General features: G+C 65.1%; 14 protein-coding genes, 1 tRNA gene and 1 riboswitch. Of the genes, 10 read left to right on the top strand and 5 right to left on the bottom strand.

Features of this window, described 5'->3' with window-relative positions; all coding sequences use genetic code 11:
• Positions 1–77: 77 nt before the first annotated feature.
• The 8 genes from ACV7NN_RS03875 (at position 78) to ACV7NN_RS03840 (ending at position 11,000) form a co-directional block, all read left to right on the top strand.
• Entirely contained in the window at positions 78–2,468 is a 2,391-nt protein-coding gene (locus tag ACV7NN_RS03875) for a glycosyltransferase family 2 protein (protein WP_463348272.1), read from the top strand.
• On the top strand, positions 2,468–4,099 hold the full coding sequence (locus tag ACV7NN_RS03870; RefSeq protein WP_463348271.1) for a chitinase: 1,632 nt from the start codon (positions 2,468–2,470) through the stop codon (positions 4,097–4,099). Before ACV7NN_RS03875 ends, ACV7NN_RS03870 begins: the two co-directional genes overlap by 1 nt.
• Before the next feature lie 281 nt (positions 4,100–4,380).
• Positions 4,381–5,382 (top strand): LacI family DNA-binding transcriptional regulator, encoded by a 1,002-nt coding sequence (locus ACV7NN_RS03865; RefSeq protein WP_463348270.1) that lies wholly within the window; start codon positions 4,381–4,383, stop codon positions 5,380–5,382.
• A gap of 124 nt (positions 5,383–5,506) precedes the next feature.
• Positions 5,507–6,805, top strand: coding sequence for an ABC transporter substrate-binding protein (locus ACV7NN_RS03860; protein ID WP_463348269.1), 1,299 nt, complete (start codon positions 5,507–5,509; stop codon positions 6,803–6,805).
• A gap of 83 nt (positions 6,806–6,888) precedes the next feature.
• Positions 6,889–7,881: a carbohydrate ABC transporter permease gene (locus ACV7NN_RS03855; protein ID WP_463348268.1), complete on the top strand. Its 993-nt coding sequence runs from the start codon at positions 6,889–6,891 to the stop codon at positions 7,879–7,881.
• Entirely contained in the window at positions 7,874–8,713 is an 840-nt protein-coding gene (locus ACV7NN_RS03850; RefSeq protein ID WP_463348267.1) for a carbohydrate ABC transporter permease, read from the top strand. Before ACV7NN_RS03855 ends, ACV7NN_RS03850 begins: the two co-directional genes overlap by 8 nt.
• Positions 8,714–8,771: 58 nt before the next feature.
• Positions 8,772–10,706 carry a cellulase family glycosylhydrolase gene (locus tag ACV7NN_RS03845; RefSeq protein WP_463348266.1) on the top strand — a complete coding sequence of 645 codons (1,935 nt, stop codon included), beginning with the start codon at positions 8,772–8,774 and terminating at the stop codon, positions 10,704–10,706.
• A 220-nt stretch (positions 10,707–10,926) separates the two neighbouring features.
• Positions 10,927–11,000 (top strand) — tRNA-Pro (locus tag ACV7NN_RS03840).
• A gap of 324 nt (positions 11,001–11,324) precedes the next feature.
• On the opposite strand, the gene ACV7NN_RS03835 is transcribed toward ACV7NN_RS03840, so the two are convergent.
• The 5 genes from ACV7NN_RS03835 to ACV7NN_RS03815 form a co-directional block, all read right to left on the bottom strand.
• A complete protein-coding gene (locus ACV7NN_RS03835; protein WP_463348265.1) occupies positions 11,325–12,392 on the bottom strand; it encodes a hypothetical protein in 1,068 nt (355 codons plus the stop codon).
• Between the two features lie 187 nt (positions 12,393–12,579).
• Positions 12,580–12,876 (bottom strand): hypothetical protein, encoded by a 297-nt coding sequence (locus ACV7NN_RS03830; RefSeq protein WP_463348264.1) that lies wholly within the window; start codon positions 12,874–12,876, stop codon positions 12,580–12,582.
• A 209-nt stretch (positions 12,877–13,085) separates the two neighbouring features.
• A complete protein-coding gene (locus ACV7NN_RS03825) occupies positions 13,086–13,553 on the bottom strand; it encodes a hypothetical protein (RefSeq protein WP_463348263.1) in 468 nt (155 codons plus the stop codon).
• Between the two features lie 29 nt (positions 13,554–13,582).
• Positions 13,583–13,701: riboswitch (SAM riboswitch) on the bottom strand.
• Between the two features lie 58 nt (positions 13,702–13,759).
• Positions 13,760–14,488 (bottom strand): hypothetical protein, encoded by a 729-nt coding sequence (locus ACV7NN_RS03820; protein WP_463348262.1) that lies wholly within the window; start codon positions 14,486–14,488, stop codon positions 13,760–13,762.
• Positions 14,485–14,829, bottom strand: a complete 345-nt coding sequence (locus ACV7NN_RS03815) for a PadR family transcriptional regulator (RefSeq protein WP_463348261.1) — start codon at positions 14,827–14,829, stop codon at positions 14,485–14,487. The genes ACV7NN_RS03820 and ACV7NN_RS03815 overlap by 4 nt, the downstream gene beginning before the upstream one ends.
• A gap of 163 nt (positions 14,830–14,992) precedes the next feature.
• Between ACV7NN_RS03815 and ACV7NN_RS03810 the strand changes: the two genes are divergently transcribed.
• Positions 14,993–15,409 carry a hypothetical protein gene (locus ACV7NN_RS03810; protein WP_463348260.1) on the top strand — a complete coding sequence of 139 codons (417 nt, stop codon included), beginning with the start codon at positions 14,993–14,995 and terminating at the stop codon, positions 15,407–15,409.
• Positions 15,410–15,676: 267 nt separating this feature from the next.
• Entirely contained in the window at positions 15,677–16,003 is a 327-nt protein-coding gene (locus tag ACV7NN_RS03805; protein ID WP_463348259.1) for a hypothetical protein, read from the top strand.
• Positions 16,004–16,033: the final 30 nt, after the last annotated feature.

Raw genomic sequence — 16,033 nt, 5'->3', positions numbered from 1 at the left:
TACTCTCTTAGGAGAGGGCTCCCGACCGCATAGACCCGACTGTGCGGGCCCTCCACTTCAAGGACTCTTACCCGAAAATGAGCTCGACAAATACCTATCAGCCTGCCCGGAAACGACAGCTCGGCGCGGAACGCCGCACAGAACCCCTCCCCACGGTCCACCCCCGCCCCTCGGATCGCAAGATCACCTTCAGTCGCATCGCGATCGTGCTGACCGTGAGCTTCTGGGTGATCTACGTGGTCACCACGATCATCCGCCAGTTCCTCGACAGCGGAACCCAGAACTTCCGCTTCACGATGGAAGCGATCGGCTACGTCGTCGTCGTGACGTTCCTCACCTTCTCCGCGCTCATGTACCTGATCGCGCGCCAGGGGGCGCTGCAGCGGTTCAGCAAACACGTGCGCGTACCGCGTGCCGAACTCGACAGGCACTTCGCGGAGCACCAGTCGTCGATGACGGTCCTCGTGCCGTCGTATGCGGAGGAGCCGCACGTCGTACGCGCCACCCTCCTCTCGGCCGCGCTTCAGGAGTACCCGTCGCTGCGCGTCGTGCTGCTGCTCGACGACAACCCGTACCCCGCAGACACGGAGACCGCTGCGCGCCTCAACGAGACGCGGGCGCTCGCCGCAGACATCATGGACCTGCTGGCCGAGCCACGGCACCGCTTCGGCGACGCCCTGCTCCGGTTCGAGCTGGAGCGTTCGGAGGCGGCGTTCGTCGACGCATCCGAGGCCCGTGCGCTCGCCGACGAGTACGCGTGGGCCGCGGGCTGGCTGCGAGAGCTCGCCGAGCGCGAAGCCGTCGATGACCATGTCGACCTGTTCTTCACCGACCAGGTGCTGCGTGCGCTCGCAGATGAACTCGCCCTGACCGGCGAGGCCGTCGACGCCGCCAACGAGGAGGGCGCAGCCCTCTCGGCCGATCGCGTCAACCAGCTCTACCGCCGTCTCGCGTGGACGTTCGACGCCGAGCTCGCCGTCTTCGAGCGCAAGAAATACGCGTCGACGTCGCACGAAGCCAACAAGGCGATGAACCTCAACGCGTACATCGCGCTCATGGGCGGCACCTACCGCCTCGAAGAGACGCCGGACGGACCCGTGCTGAAGCCGGTCGCCGACCGCAAGCCCGGCGACCTGCGCATCCCGGACAGCGACTTCCTGCTGACGCTCGACGCCGACTCGATCCTGCTGCGCGACTACTGCCTGCGGCTGGTGTACTTCCTGCAGCAGCCGGACAATGCTCGCGTCGCGGTGACGCAGACGCCGTACTCGTCGTTCCGCGGAGCGGGTAGCCGCATCGAGCGGCTCGCCGGTGCGACCACGGACATCCAGCACATTCTGCATCAGGGGATGAGCCACTTCGGCGCCACGTTCTGGGTCGGCGCGAACGCCGTGATCCGCAAGCGCGCGCTCGAAGACATCGTCGAGACCGAGTTCGTCGGCGGATTCGAGGTGCGCCGGTTCATCCAGGACCGCACGGTCATCGAGGACACCGAGTCGAGCATCGACCTCGGAACCCACGGCTGGACGCTCGTGAACTACCCGGAGCGCCTGAGCTACTCTGCGACCCCGCCGGACTTCGGCTCCCTGATCGTGCAGCGCCGCCGCTGGGCGAACGGTGGACTCCTGATCCTGCCGAAGCTGTGGCGCCAGGTGCGCGAGCGCAAGCGCCGCGGCGAGCTCGTCTCGCGCACGGAGCTCATGCTGCGCCTCAACTACATGGCGTCGATCGCGTGGGCGAGCTTCGGCCTCATCTTCCTCCTGGCGTACCCGTACGACGGGCGGCTGCTGAGCCCCGTCGTGCTGCTGGCGGCCCTGCCGTACTTCCTCGCCATGGCGAGCGACCTGCGCTACGCGGGCTACAAGGGCTCTGACGTGTTCCGCATCTACGGGTTCAACCTGATCCTGCTGCCGGTGAACCTGGCCGGGGTGCTCAAGTCGATCCAGCAGGCGCTGACCGGCAAGAAGATCCCGTTCGCGCGCACACCGAAGGTCAAGAACCGCACGGCCGCACCGCTGCTCTATGTGGTCACGCCGGTGCTCATCGTCGCCTTCTCGATGTTCACCCTGTGGCGCGATGTGAACGCGCAGAACTGGGGCAACGCCGCGTTCGCCGCGTTCAACGCCTTCCTCGCGTCGTGGGCGATCGTGGCCTACATCGGCATCGGCAACTCGATCGTCGACTTCTGGATGGGCATCACCAAGCCGCTCTATGTCGAGAAGAACCGCAAGAAGGTCAAGGCGGAAGCAGTGACCGATGCCGAGGTGCTCGACTGGCGCAGCGTGCTCTACCACGGACACGCCGACGGCACGGTGCCGCATTTCGCGACCGCGGAGTCGGGAACGACTGTGGCCGCCGGTGCGGATGCCCTCGCCGTGTCGCCTGGCGCGTCCGACAGCGCGCCTGCCGGTGCCGACGCCGACGACGACACCGACACGCAGGCCTCCGCCGAGAAGCTGGCCGCCTGATGAGCGTCGTCCAGCGGGAGTCTGTGGCTCCCGAGGCCAAAGCCGTGCGCGAGGCGCAGCGCCGGCTGTCGCCGCTGCGCGTGATCGCCGCCGTGGTCGTCGCGGGTCTGGTGGTCGCCGGCGGGTTCCTGGGGTTCCAGCTGTGGAGCGCTCAGGCCGATGTCGACGCCAAGCCCTGGTTCGCCGGCTACGTCGATGTGACCGCCACGCCGCGTTTCGCGTTCGAGCACCTCGGTGAGACGAAGACGCCGGACGCCGTGCTGTCGTTCATCGTCTCGTCGAAGGCGGATGCGTGCGCCCCCTCGTGGGGCGGCGCGTACACGCTCGACCAGGCACGCGCATCCCTCGACCTCGACCGCCGCATCGCGCGGCTCGAGCAGCAGGGCGGCAGCGTGGCCATCTCGTTCGGCGGCCAGGCGAACAAAGAACTCGCGGTCGGATGCACCGACGTCACCGCCCTCGAATCGGCGTACAAGAGCGTCGTCGAGCGCTACCAGTCCGGAACGATCGACCTCGACCTCGAGGGCGACGGCCTTGCCAACGCCAGTGCCGGAGAGCGCCGGGCGACCGCGATCGCGGCCCTGCAGAAGGAGCGACGCGAAAGCGGCAAGCCACTCGCTATCTGGGTGACGGTTCCGGTGACGCCGAGCGGGATGCCGTCGGGCGCCACCGACGCGATCGCAGCCCTGCTCGCCGCCAAGGTGGACATCGCGGGCGTCAACGTCATGACGATGGACTACGGCACCGCCAAGGACGCGAAGCAGAGCATGCTCACGGCGTCCGAGAATGCCGTGACCTCCGCGCAGCACCAGCTCGGTGTGCTCTACACGCGGGCCGGCATCAACCTCAGTGGCCCGAGCCTGTGGGCGAAGCTGGGCGCGACCCCGATGATCGGCCAGAACGACGTGCAGGACGAGGTCTTCACCCTCGCCGACGCGAAGACGTTCAACGCCTGGGCGGTCTCCAAGGGCGTCGGGCGCATGTCGATGTGGTCGGCCAACCGCGACCAGACCTGTGGCTCCAACTACGTGGACACCTCCGTCGTCTCGGATGCGTGCAGCGGGGTGAAGCAGGGCAAGACCACCTTTGCGTCGGTGCTGTCGGCGAAGTTCGATGGGCGGATCGCGCTCGGCGAGCGGGCCGTGACCACGTCGGAGCCCACCCCATCCGCCGCAGCCACCGACAACCCGGCCACGTCGCCGTACCCGATCTGGTCGCCGTCTGCCTCGTATCTCAATGGCACGAAGGTCGTCTGGCACCACAACGTCTACGTGGCCAAGTGGTGGACGAAGGGCGACCTCCCCGACAATCCGGTGCTGAACGCGTGGGAGACGCCGTGGGACCTGGTCGGCCCGGTGCTGCCCGGTGAGACGCCCATCCCTCAGCCCACCCTGCCGGCCGGCACGTACCCGGACTGGTCGGGCACCGCGACCTACGAGAAGGGTGCGCGCATCCTGTTCGACGGCGTCCCGTTCGAAGCGAAGTGGTGGACGCAGGGCGACAGCCCGGAGGCCGCCTCGAGCGACCCGGATACGTCGCCGTGGGCTCCGCTCACCCAGGACGAGATCGATACCGTCGTCGGTTCCACCGCGGCACCCACCGCTGGATCGGGTGATACGACAGGCAAGTGATCTTCCGTCGCCCGGGCGCACCCCTTCCGCCCGGGCGACCCACGACTTCGGGACGCCGCTGCGGGGTGGTCGTCCCGGGGCGTTCGCCTCGCGACCGGTGGCTGCTGAAAGACGCGCCGACGGTACATGGGCGGACGCCGTGCCGGCGGCGGCTTCGTGTGCATCGGGTGGTGCACGGCTGCCACCGCCGGCACGCGATCGGCAGTCGCGGACCGGTCGGGTTCCGGAGTGAATGCGTCGAGCACGACTAGGGTTGTGCTGCACACAGGAAGGACCACCGGATGAGCCGGGTGACCATCGGCGGCCTCGCCGACCAGCTGGGGCTGTCCAAGGCATCGGTCTCGTATGCGCTGAACGGACAGCCGGGGGTGAGCGAGGAGACCCGCCGCCGGGTGCTCGACCTCGCGACCTCGCTGGGGTGGCATCCGAGTTCCAGCGCACGCGCTCTGTCGCGGTCGCGCACCGACGCGATCGGCATCGTGCTGCGCCGCGACCCGGAACTGCTCGGCTCGGAACCGTACTACATGAGCCTGCTCGCCGGCGTCGAAGGCGTGCTGGCCGAGACCGGCAAATCGCTGCTGCTCCGGATGGTCGGGGCGAGTGCGCGCGAGGAGGTCGCCACCTACCGGCGCTGGAGCGCCGAGGGCCGGGTGGATGGCGTGATGCTGTTCGACCTGGTCGACGGCGACGAGCGGCCTCCGCTGCTCGACGAACTCGGCATGGCGTATGTCGTGCACGGCGCCAACCCCGATGTCGCGCCCGGCCGCGTCCTCACCTATGACATCGTCAATGACAGCCGGCTGATCATCGACCACCTCGCCGGTCTCGGACATCGCCGGGTCCTCCACATCGCGGGGCCCGGCGAGTTCGTGCACGAGGCCAACCGTCGGTCGGCGCTGGATGAGTTCGGTGGCCGGGTGGGGATCCGCGCGACGCACAGCAACAACGACTACAGCATGGAGGCGGGCGAGGCCGCTGCGCTGAGGGAACTCGCAGCGGATCCGGGGATCACAGCGATCGTGACCTCCAGCGATCTCCTCGCCCTCGGCGCATCGACAGCCGTGCGGAGGCTCGGCCGGTCGGACCTCGCCCTTGTGAGCTGGGACGACTCCCTGCTGTGCCGCATCGTCTCGCCGGCCATCACGGCACTCGATCGTTTTCCTGAGGAACAGGGCGGCCGCAGTACGCGCATACTCTTGGAGGTGCTGCTCGGACTCGAAGCGGGTGAGACACTGGCACGCCCCAGCGAACTGGTGGTGCGCGAGACCAGCCTCGCGGTGTAGCGACACGCCATACCCTCGGGTCGCCGGTAATACAAGCCTTGACAACTGAACCGGTTCAGTTATATTCAGTGGAGGCCCGACGCCGACCACGCACGGTCACACACCAAGAGACAAGGAAGTCACCATGAGAAAACGCGCCATTCTCGCCGGCGCCATCGCAGCCGCAGTCGCACTCGTCGTCGCTGGATGCAGCGGCAACTCGGGCAACTCGGGCAGCGGTACGACACTCACCTACTGGGCAAGCAACCAGGGCACGAGCCTCGACAACGACAAGCAGGTGCTCACCCCTGTGCTCGACGAGTTCACCAAACAGACCGGCATCAAAGTGAAGCTCGAAGTGATCGGATGGAACGACCTGCAGACGCGCATCCAGACGGCAGTCACCAGCGGCCAGGGACCGGATGTGCTCAACATCGGAAACACGTGGGCTGCGTCGCTGCAGGCGACCGGAGCCTTCCTGCCGTTCGACGACGCCAACATGAAGGCGATCGGCGGTGCTGACAAGTTCGTCAAGACCGCGCTCGACACCGGCGGCGCGCCCGGCAAGACTGTGACGAGCGTTCCGCTCTACGGACTCGCCTACGGCCTGTACTACAACAAGAAGATGTTCTCGGATGCGGGCCTCACGCCACCGGCTACGTGGGAGGACATGGTCGCCGACGCGAAGAAGCTGACCACCGGCAAGACCTACGGGTTCGCGCTCGCGGCGGGCAGCTACACCGAGAACGCGCACTTCGCATTCATCAACGCTGCGCAGAACGGCGCCGAACTGTTCGACAGCAAGGGCAACCCGACGTTCGACAACAGCGGCGTGGTCAGCGGGATCAAGCGCTACCTCGACCTGATGCAGACCGACAAGGTCGTCAACACCGGCAACGCGCAGTACGACAACGGCGTGAAAGCGGTCAACGACTTCGCCACCGGCAAGGTCGCGATGATCCTCAACCAGAACAACGCGGACTCGTCGATCGTCGCCAACGGCATGAAGAGCGACCAGTACGGTGTCGTGCCGTTCCCCGCTCCGACCGGCGGCCAGCCCATCGCGAGTCACGTGGCGGGCATCAACCTGTCGATCATGAAGAACACGAAGAACAAGGATGCGGCGCTCAAGTTCGTCAAGTACATGACGAGCGAAGCCACCCAGACCACCCTGGGCAAGCCGTACGCGTCGCTGCCCGTTCTCAACGGTGCGAAGGCCGTCTTCACCGACAACGCCGAAGAGGCCGCGACGTTCCAGAAGATCTACAACACCATGTCGAAGCCGCTGCCGCTCGTTCCCGCTGAGGACCAGTTCGAGAACACCGTCGGCAAGGCGATGAACGACATGTTCGCGAAGATCGCCACCGGAGGCACGGTCTCCGAGGCCGACGTCAAGGCCGCGATGAAGACCGCGCAGGACCAGGTCAAGGCATCGATGGGGTAGCACGACCCACTCGGCGGTCCGTCGCCGGCCACCTCGGCGACGGACCGCCTCTCACTTCCGACCACGAGTGAAACAGGTTTCACATGTCGACGACGACATCAGCGGAGACTCCGCGCAGCGCCAATACCGGCCGAACGACGACGAAGGCCCCGGTCAAGCGGCCCAAGCGCCCGAGGCCGAAAGGATGGTGGCTCCCGTTCGCGCTGCTCGCGCCCGCCATCATCTTCGAGATCTTCATCCACGTCATCCCGATGCTCACCGGGCTGTGGATCAGCCTCCTCAAACTCACCAAGTTCTTCATCGCGAACTGGAGCGCAGCCCCGTTCGTCGGGCTCGAGAACTACCGGGTCGCCCTCGACTTCAACGGCGCGGTCGGCCAGGGACTACTCCAGTCCTTTCTCGTGACCTGCGGGTTCACGATCCTCGTCGTCGGCATCTCGTGGGGGCTCGGGATGGCCGCGGCCGTCGCGACGCAGCGCCGGTTCTGGGGGCGCGGCTTCTTCCGCACCCTCTTCCTGGTGCCATACGCGATCCCGATGTATGCGGGGATCATTGCCTGGAAGTTCATGTTCCAGAAGGACACAGGCGCGATCAACCATCTGCTCTTCGACAACCTCGCTCTCCCCGGCGGCCGGCCGTTCTGGTTGATCGGCGGAAACGCGTTCATCTCGATCGTCGTCGTCGCCATCTGGCGGCTGTGGCCGTTCGCGTTCCTGATGCTGATGGCAGGACTGCAGAGCGTTCCGGAAGAGGTGTATGAAGCATCCGCCGTGGACGGCGCCAAGCCGTTCCGCCAGTGGCGTGCGATCACCCTGCCGATGCTGCGGCCGGTCAACAGCGTGCTGCTCTTAGTGATGTTCTTATGGACGTTCAACGACTTCAATACGCCGTACGTGCTGTTCGGCACCGCTCAACCCGCGGCCGGCGACCTCATCTCGTTCCACATCTACAACGCATCATTCCTCACCTGGAACTTCGGCTCGGGAGCCGCCATGTCGGTGCTCCTGCTGATCTTCCTGCTCATCGTCACGGGCATCTACCTGCTCGTCATCAACCGGAGGTCGCAGCGTGCGTGAGACAGCCCCCTCGAAAGTGTTCCGCTGGGTCGTCCTGGCGGTCCTGACGATCTTCACGGTCGTCCCGCTCTACGTCATGGTCACCACGTCGATGAAGACGCTGCCCGAAGTGCAGGCGGCCTTCACCTGGTGGCCGAAGAACATCTCCTTCCAGGCGTTCATCGACATGTGGAGCACCATTCCGCTGGCCAACTACTTCGTCAACAGCCTCATCGTGGCGGGTTCCGCGACCATCCTCAGCGTCCTCATCGCGATCTTCGCCGCCTATGCCGTCTCGCGGTACCGGTTCAAGGGTCGCAGCGTGTTCACGACGACCGTGCTGTCGACCCAGATGTTCCCCGGCGTGCTGTTCCTGCTGCCCCTGTTCCTCATCTTCGTCAACATCAACCAGGCCATCGGCATCCAACTCGTCGGCACCCGGTTCGGGCTCGTCATCACGTACCTCACGTTCGCGCTGCCCTTCGCGATCTGGATGCTCGCCGGCTACTTCGACGGCATCCCGCGCGACCTGGACGAAGCAGCGAAGGTCGACGGGAGCGGCCCGCTGGGCGCGCTCTGGCACGTGGTGCTTCCCGCGGCCCGGCCCGGCATCATCGCGGTCGCCATCTACGCCTTCATGACCAGCTGGGGCGAAGTGCTGTTCGCGTCCGTGATGACGACCGATGAGAACCGGACCCTCGCGGTGGGGCTGCAACTGTACTCGACCCAGACCAACGTGTACTGGAACCAGATCATGGCCGCCTCGCTCGTGGTGAGCATCCCGATCGTCGTCGCCTTCCTGCTGTTGCAGCGGAGCTTCGTCGCCGGGCTCACGGCGGGCGCCGTCAAGTAGTCCAGCCCGCCGCATCCGTCAGCGCGACGCACCCGTCAGCATCCCTCAGAAAGAAGCCATGGAACGCCCTTCACCCCTGCTCACCGTCGACGGAACGCCCGCGATCTGGCTCGGCGCCAACTTCTGGTCGCGCACCGGCGGACCGCTCATGTGGACCACGTACGATCCGGGAGTGGTCCGCGAGGAGTTGCGCGTCCTGGCCGACCACGGACTGAACCTGACCCGTTCGTTCTTCTATTGGCCCGACTTCCACCCGGAGCCGGACGTGCTCGACGAGCAGTGCATCGCCAACTTCCAGGACTTTCTGGAGGCGCACGCCGAACTCGGACTGACCACTGTTCCGACGTTCCTCGTCGGTCACATGTCGGGGGAGAACTGGGACCCCTCGTGGCGCAACGGGCGCGACCTGTACTCGGACATCTGGTTCGTCGGGCGGCAGTCCTGGTACGTGCGTGAGCTGACGGCGCGGTTCGCCGAGCATCCCGCGATCGCCGGCTGGCTGATCACCAACGAGATGCCGATCTACGGGGGAGAGGCAGAGCGGCCCGTCGTCGCAGCCTGGGCGGAGATCCTCGTGAACGCCGTGCGTGCCGGCGGTGGCACCCAGCCCGTCTCGATCGGCGACGGCGCGTGGGGGATCGAGACCACCGGGCACGACAACGGCTTCTCCGCCGTCGACCTCGCCCCCATCACCGACTTCATCGGCCCGCACGTGTACCGGATGGAGACGGACCAGGTGCGCCAGCATCTCAAGGCCGCCTTCATCGCCGAGCTCTGCGCTATCTCCGACCAGCCCATCATCATGGAGGAGTTCGGGCTGACCAGCGACTTCGTCTCGCCCGCCGGTGCCGCGTCGTACTATCGGCAGCTGCTCCACAACACCTTGCTCGCCGGCGCCACCGGGTGGATCGCGTGGAACAACACCGACTACGACACGATCATCGGGCAGCGGCCGTACTCGCACCATCCCTTCGAGCTGCACTTCGGAATCACCGACTCGACCGGCAAGCCCAAGCCCCCGCTGATCGAACTGGCCGCCTTCGCTGAGACTCTCGCCGCGATCGACCTGCCGAACGCCGAGCGCGCCCCCGTCGACGCCGCCATCGTCGTCGGCTCCTACCTGGCCGCCGACTACCCGTTCACCAACGAGACCGAGCGGCAGCTCATCGTCGCCGCGACAGAGCAGGCGTACGTCGCAGCGCACGAGGCGCACATCCCCGTCGCCGTCGTGCGCGAGGCCGAGGACGGCGGCATCCCCTCCGGATACGGCCTCTACCTGCTTCCCTCGATCAAGCAATTGACCGGTCCATCCTGGGTGCAGCTGCGCGAGCTCGCCGACGGCGGCGCGACCGTCTACGCCTCCTACTGCGCCGGCGAGAGCGGCGCGCAGCGCGGCCCCTGGTGGATCTACACCGAAGAACTCTTCGGCGTCACCCGCGAACTCTCCTACGGCCTCGTCGAGCCGCTTCGTGATGGGTCCGACGTCGACGTCACGTTCGTCGCCGACTTCGGTTCCCTGACTGCCGGTTCCACCCTGCGTTTCCGTGTCGCCGGCAACGAGCACTCCCGAACGTTCCTTCCGGTGTCCGTGACGGACGGGGAGGTGGTGGCCGTCGACTCCGACGGTCGCCCCGTCATCGTGGTCAAACGTCACGGCGCCGGAAGGGCGGTTCTCAGCACCTACCCCTTCGAGTACTTCGCCTCCGCCCTCGGCCGGATCAACCCCGAGGAGACCTGGCGCCTCTACGACGCACTCGCCTCCGTCGCCGGCGTCGAGCGCGACGTCCTCGTCGACGACCCCCTGGTCTTCACCGACTCGCTCGTGCACGCCGACGGCCGCCGCTTCGTCTTCTTCGTCTCGCAGCACCCCGAGCCCGTGACCTTCACCCCCACCGTGCCCGGCACCTTGCTCTCGCTCGACGGAAGTTCCGCGGATGCGTCCCTGACGCTCGACCCCTACGGCGTTGCCGTGCGCGTCCTCGCGTTCGACTGACGGCGCTGCGGTTTGCCTGTCGCGTGGCGTTCTCGGGTGGTTAGATGCGCGTCTGCGGCCTCCCTTGCTCGGCTGCGCCTCGCTCGAGCAGCCGCACACGCACCGGTCTGCAGCAGTGCCCGAATGCCCACCCCTCGTGTCCATTGCCGCCCGCGCAACACGGTACTATGGACAAGTTGTCTTCGACGCCCGGCTGCAAACGTCGGGTGTCGGATGACTTCGGGCTGTGGCGCAGCTTGGTAGCGCACTTGACTGGGGGTCAAGGGGTCGCAGGTTCAAATCCTGTCAGCCCGACGTTCTGAAAAAGAGGAGGGGCCGCAAACGCGGCCCCTCCTCTTTTTCATCACTCGCTGCTGACTATTGGGCCCCATCGCGCCGGTTCCGAGGAGCCGCAAAGCGGCTTCACGGCCGTGCCGATGGGCGCAGCCCCGTCAAGCACAGAAGGGTGGGGTCCGACCACGGGTCGGAGGCCACCCTTGCAGTCGCTTTCAATTATCGGATCCCTTCGCGGCGATTCCAACCGGTAGGGCACGCTCTTCTCCCCTCGCGTAGGTCTTTGGCGCTCGCCCGATGACTTCATGGAGGCCGCGCTCCTGTCCCCATGGGTCGCTGTCTGAATCAATCCGACACTTCGTCGAGCACGAAGTCATTGTCCGGCCATAGTCCGGTCCGACCATGTGGAGCGCTAAATACAACATCGTGATTCACGACCGGATTTGGAACGCCGCTCATAGTCGCAATCGTCGAATACGAGTAGCCGTCTTTGTAGATGGCGTCAATAGGAACTGACCAAAGGGACGACATGACGTCTGCGAAATCTGCGACGACAAAACTGCCGGAGAATCCGTCTAAGTGTCCAGCGAAGACTGTTGCCCGACCTTGAGAGCCCCTAACGAAGTGATCCTTATTTACCCAGGAGGCTTTGGTCATGTAACTGAGCCGCCCATATGCCTCACGGAACTGCGTGGGGTGCAGAGGGAACTGTCGAGCGGCGATCAAATGAGGCTGCTGAACGTCCTCGGAACGGCCCCAATCCTGAAGCACGACCACAACACCAATGGTGCCGAGCCTAAGCCCCAGCATTGGCACGAAAAGGTCGTCGATATAGTCGAATCGACGTTCCGGTCTTGGGTCATCAAGACATTCGAAGAAATGAAAACTTGCCGGACCAGGTTCATCAGGCACCCACGACACTAGATTGGCGGCGGCCTGCAAAAGAAAGTGGTGAAACGAGATGCTCTCGAGATGATCCTGGGGAACCAATCGCTCGCCATGTTGTTCACGTAGGAAACGAGGTCGCAGGCTCTCCTTATAGACCAGGCCGTAGTAGATCTTCCCGAGCCAAATAAACAAGTCCCGACGATCCAGTTGTGCAAATGAGGCGAGGCCGCCTTGATATGCCGATTTGACCCGGGCTTCGACCGCGCTGAGGTCTACGCCGTTGCATGTTTTGCAGCACGGGACTGTGAGGTTCCTATAGGCGAGCGGTGCGCCGTTCAATTGATTGACGGATGCGTTCCACAAGTCGAGTTCGTGCAGTAGCCACTTCGGAAAGACGTGCTCAACGGACCGTTCGACTGATCCGGGTGGGATGTTTTTTCCGCACAGAAAGCACGAATCTTCTCCGAAAGCTTGGGTTCGCTCGCGAAGAAACGTGATGTGTGGGTCAGGCAGGTCTGAGCTCAATTGAGTCTCCAATGAGTCGTCCTAGCCGGGCATTGACGTGCGGGTGTCGGCGAGGGGCATCCTTGCCCGACATCGCGGGCGGTGTGTGATTCCCCGACGCATCATTCATGAAGCTGACAATAGAACAAGCGGTCTGCTTCGAGGAAGCCCGCGTCCTGACTTCGCCATCTCAGCCCCATGCCATCGGCTAGGTCTGGCCGTCCTTCGGGCCCCGATGAATCACCGCGCTCAGTCCCGAGCGACGACCGAGAGCCCAGCCTGCGACGCCTGCCGCCAGAAGCAGGCCGACGACGACGCACGCTGCCCCGGTCGCACGCTGCGGAGTGAGCGGATACATCGACGTGAATGAGAACGTTGTCGATGACAGGGGTGCATAAGCTACCCACCCGAACGAGACCGGCACGAACAGCATTACAGCTCCGCCGATCAGCACGAGGACCACCGCTGCAGCCAGCAGCACCCACATCACGATTCTCTCCCGCATGCGATCAGGCTACCGGCGCACCAGCCAGGAGGAACAGCACCTGACCACCACCGGTTATCCCGATTCCCTGGCTACGCCCGCGATGAAGGACTGGTAGCACACCGACGATCTGCGTCAGCGGTGGAGCGAGGACGACTGACCCCTGGCTTGACGGTAGGGGCGCGTTTTGCTCGACAGCCACCAGGCCGCCAACCGCTGGCGAGGAGGGTCTACCTCTCCAGCTTCGCCTGCACCACCTCCGGCAGCCCCCACGCCCTGTCAGCGAGCACATACTCGGTCGCTCGTATCGGTGTCATCCCTGCGGCGACGAGCTTCGGCCAGATGACCCAATCGGCCGGGTCGATGGTGTGGATGATCGGTTTGGTCTCGTCTGTGGTGCTGGTGATCTGCGGCAGGTTCGGGTAGCGTTTCTGCGTTTTGAGGATGACGCGGAGGAGGTAGTACGCCTCGGGTGTGAATCCGATCGCTTCGAACGCGTGGGAGGTTTCCACCCACCCGTGGATGGTGGAGTACCGGTTCTCGAGGATCGCCGCGGCGGTTCCCACCATCGGGAATGTGCCCGGCCATCGCGGCGGGAAGTCCAGGTGCGCACGAGACCAGGCGACGCGGCGGTCGTGGGGAATGTCGCCCCAGTCGGCGATCCGCCAGTTCGGCATGGTGTATAGCTGTTCGGTCATGGTCGTCCTCCTGTGTCCGGAGGCTAACCTCCATCGACTTGCCCGACGGGAGAACCCCGAACGGGCCGGTTCTTCCCCTGGGGCACCGCAGTCGATGGACGCGGTTGCCGGACAGCCAGCCAGGTACCGAAAGCTGTCACTCGTGAACCTGATTCGAAAGTAGAACATGCGGCCGACATCGGAGCGAAGTGAAGATGGTTCGGCAGTCAGGGGCGTGTACTGCTCCGTGCGAAGGATGGAGAGCGAGGTGAAACTCGACGCATCCAAAGCGCGCCGCCGAAGAAGAGCAATCCGAGAAGGATTCCCGGGCCGAGCAGCACCGCCCACATGGTCCATTCGCTGTGAACGAGGATGCTCAAGCGGTAGAGCAGATAGGAAGCTCGGGCGCTGATGCCCTCAAGCCCTTGCATGACTCCGTAAGCCAGAGGGACCACGGCGAGAGCCAGTCCTAGCATTCCTGGAATTCGCGAGGTGGGGCGGGATACGAAGAACAACGAGATGGCGCATGCGATCGTCGTCGCGAGGATCCCTTGCCTGATGCTGGGAATCAAGACCATGAAACCGCCGGGCGTCCATAGCCGAATGATGGCAACAGCGCCCGTGCCGATCACCAGGGACGCGAGGACATAGGTCGCGACCAGGATGCGGTTGATCGTCCTCCGACGAGAGGCGGGAAGCGATTGCAGTTGCTCCCTGTGCGCGCGACGCAATGCGCGTTCCCGCCATGCGATGTCCGCAGCGATGCCGCAGGCCGCGCGAAGCGAGATCGCCCGATCTGTCTGCGTACCGCTTTCGCCGGCCGCCAATGCAGAGGTGCGATGTTCGAAGAGGTCGGACTCGATTTCGTCGCTGCGTTCACGAGCAACATCGGCCGGGAGCCCTCTGGTGTAGAGGTGCACCCACCAGCGGATCGCGTCGTCGGGACGGCGGATCACGAGAGAGCGAGTTTCGTGGTCGCGGAGCCGGAAGATGCACGGGCGGCTTGGGCAACTGCTGCGCCCGCTGCGGTGACCGAGTACAGCCTGCGCCGCGGCCGACCGTCGCGCTCCGCTGCCTCGGGGTCTTCCCAATTCGACTCGAGCAGGCCACGGTCCGTCAGTCGGGCAAGGGCCTTGTACAGCGTGCCATGCGACGTCAGGCCCCTCAGCGAGCCGGCCTCAAGCTGTCGAGCGAGCGCGAAGCCGTACGCGGGCTCTTCTTGACGGGCCAGCTCGATGACCGCCTCGATCAGCGAAATCTCGATCGGGAGAACACTTCCCTGCTTTCTGCGTGCCATACCGAAAGAATAGGAAGATACCTTCAAGTTCGTCAAGACTTGCTTCGGATGGAGCGGAGCAGCGTTCGGGCTCGACTTACGGTCGCGACGCGGTGACTACGAAAAGGTAGTCATCCGGTTCGGGGCCGTTCAGCCTGCTACGCTGCGGCGAAGGGGGAGACCGATGAAGCGATTCGTGGCAGCGGGGGCTGCAACCGTGGTGTTGTTGTCGCTCGCGGGGTGCGTGGCGCCGCCGTCACCATTTGACGGTGAGCGTAAGAGTTCAGACCAGTTGCCGGCGGCCGTTTCGGAGGTCATCCCGACCGGCGACGCGTCGTCGTCCCGATACCAGGGGAAGGCGGATGGCCGCGAGCTGTACCTGGTCAAGGGGAAAGGGGAATACCAGTTCTGCCTTGCCTATACGGACGGGACCAAGGACGGCTCTGGGGCCTCTTGCTCTGGCGGGACGTGGGTGAAGGTGACGTTGCCGGACCAGGCGGCCTTCGAAGTGCAACTGCACGGCTTCGCTGACGAACCAGCAGATGGGCAGAAGCAGGTATCCATGTGGGTGCGGCAGATTGCGCCTGCGAAAGGAACGTGAGACTCGCGGTGAGCGTCGGCCTGCACGGGATCTCGTCCTAATGGGTCGGAGGCGTCTGCTCGGCCTTCAGCCTCGCCCCTCTTGCGCTTCGGAGCCTCGTCTACAAGTCTGCGATTTGATCTGCTGACCCGACTTCCTTCCTCGTGCGCCGCCGCAATTACTTCGGGTTGACGGCCGGACGGTCAGCTGGCTTATCAATGCTGCCGAGATCAACGCTGATCCACTACGTTGTCGATAGGAGGGTGAGTGACTCAAATGAGTGCACTGATGAACGAGTTCGAACAGCTGCAGCGCCGCCATCGTCGGGTGGGCTGGCTGGTGGTCCTCGCGTGCCTGGCAGGTATTGGGGTGTGGCTCACCGGACCGATCGGCGTGATCATGATCACCACGGGAAACGCGACCGGATGGGTGCTGCTCGTCGCTGGCGTTCTGCTGCTCGCCGTGACTGTCGTCGCAATCGTCGCCGCTGTTCGTCTTCGGGTCGCGCCGGCAAGTCAGCCGGGGGCGGCGAACCCGCACTTCGATGAGCTGCAACCGTCGCAGGATCCGCGGGGCGGCATCTCGGGGATCCGCTCGTGGATAGGCTTGCTCTGACCTAGAACCTCTTGACCGCGCGGCGCCGGC

The organism is Leifsonia sp. Ger2509 (assembly GCF_055231915.1).
Note: the sequence above shows the minus strand (reverse complement) of the source record. Positions and strands in the feature narration are given on the sequence as shown.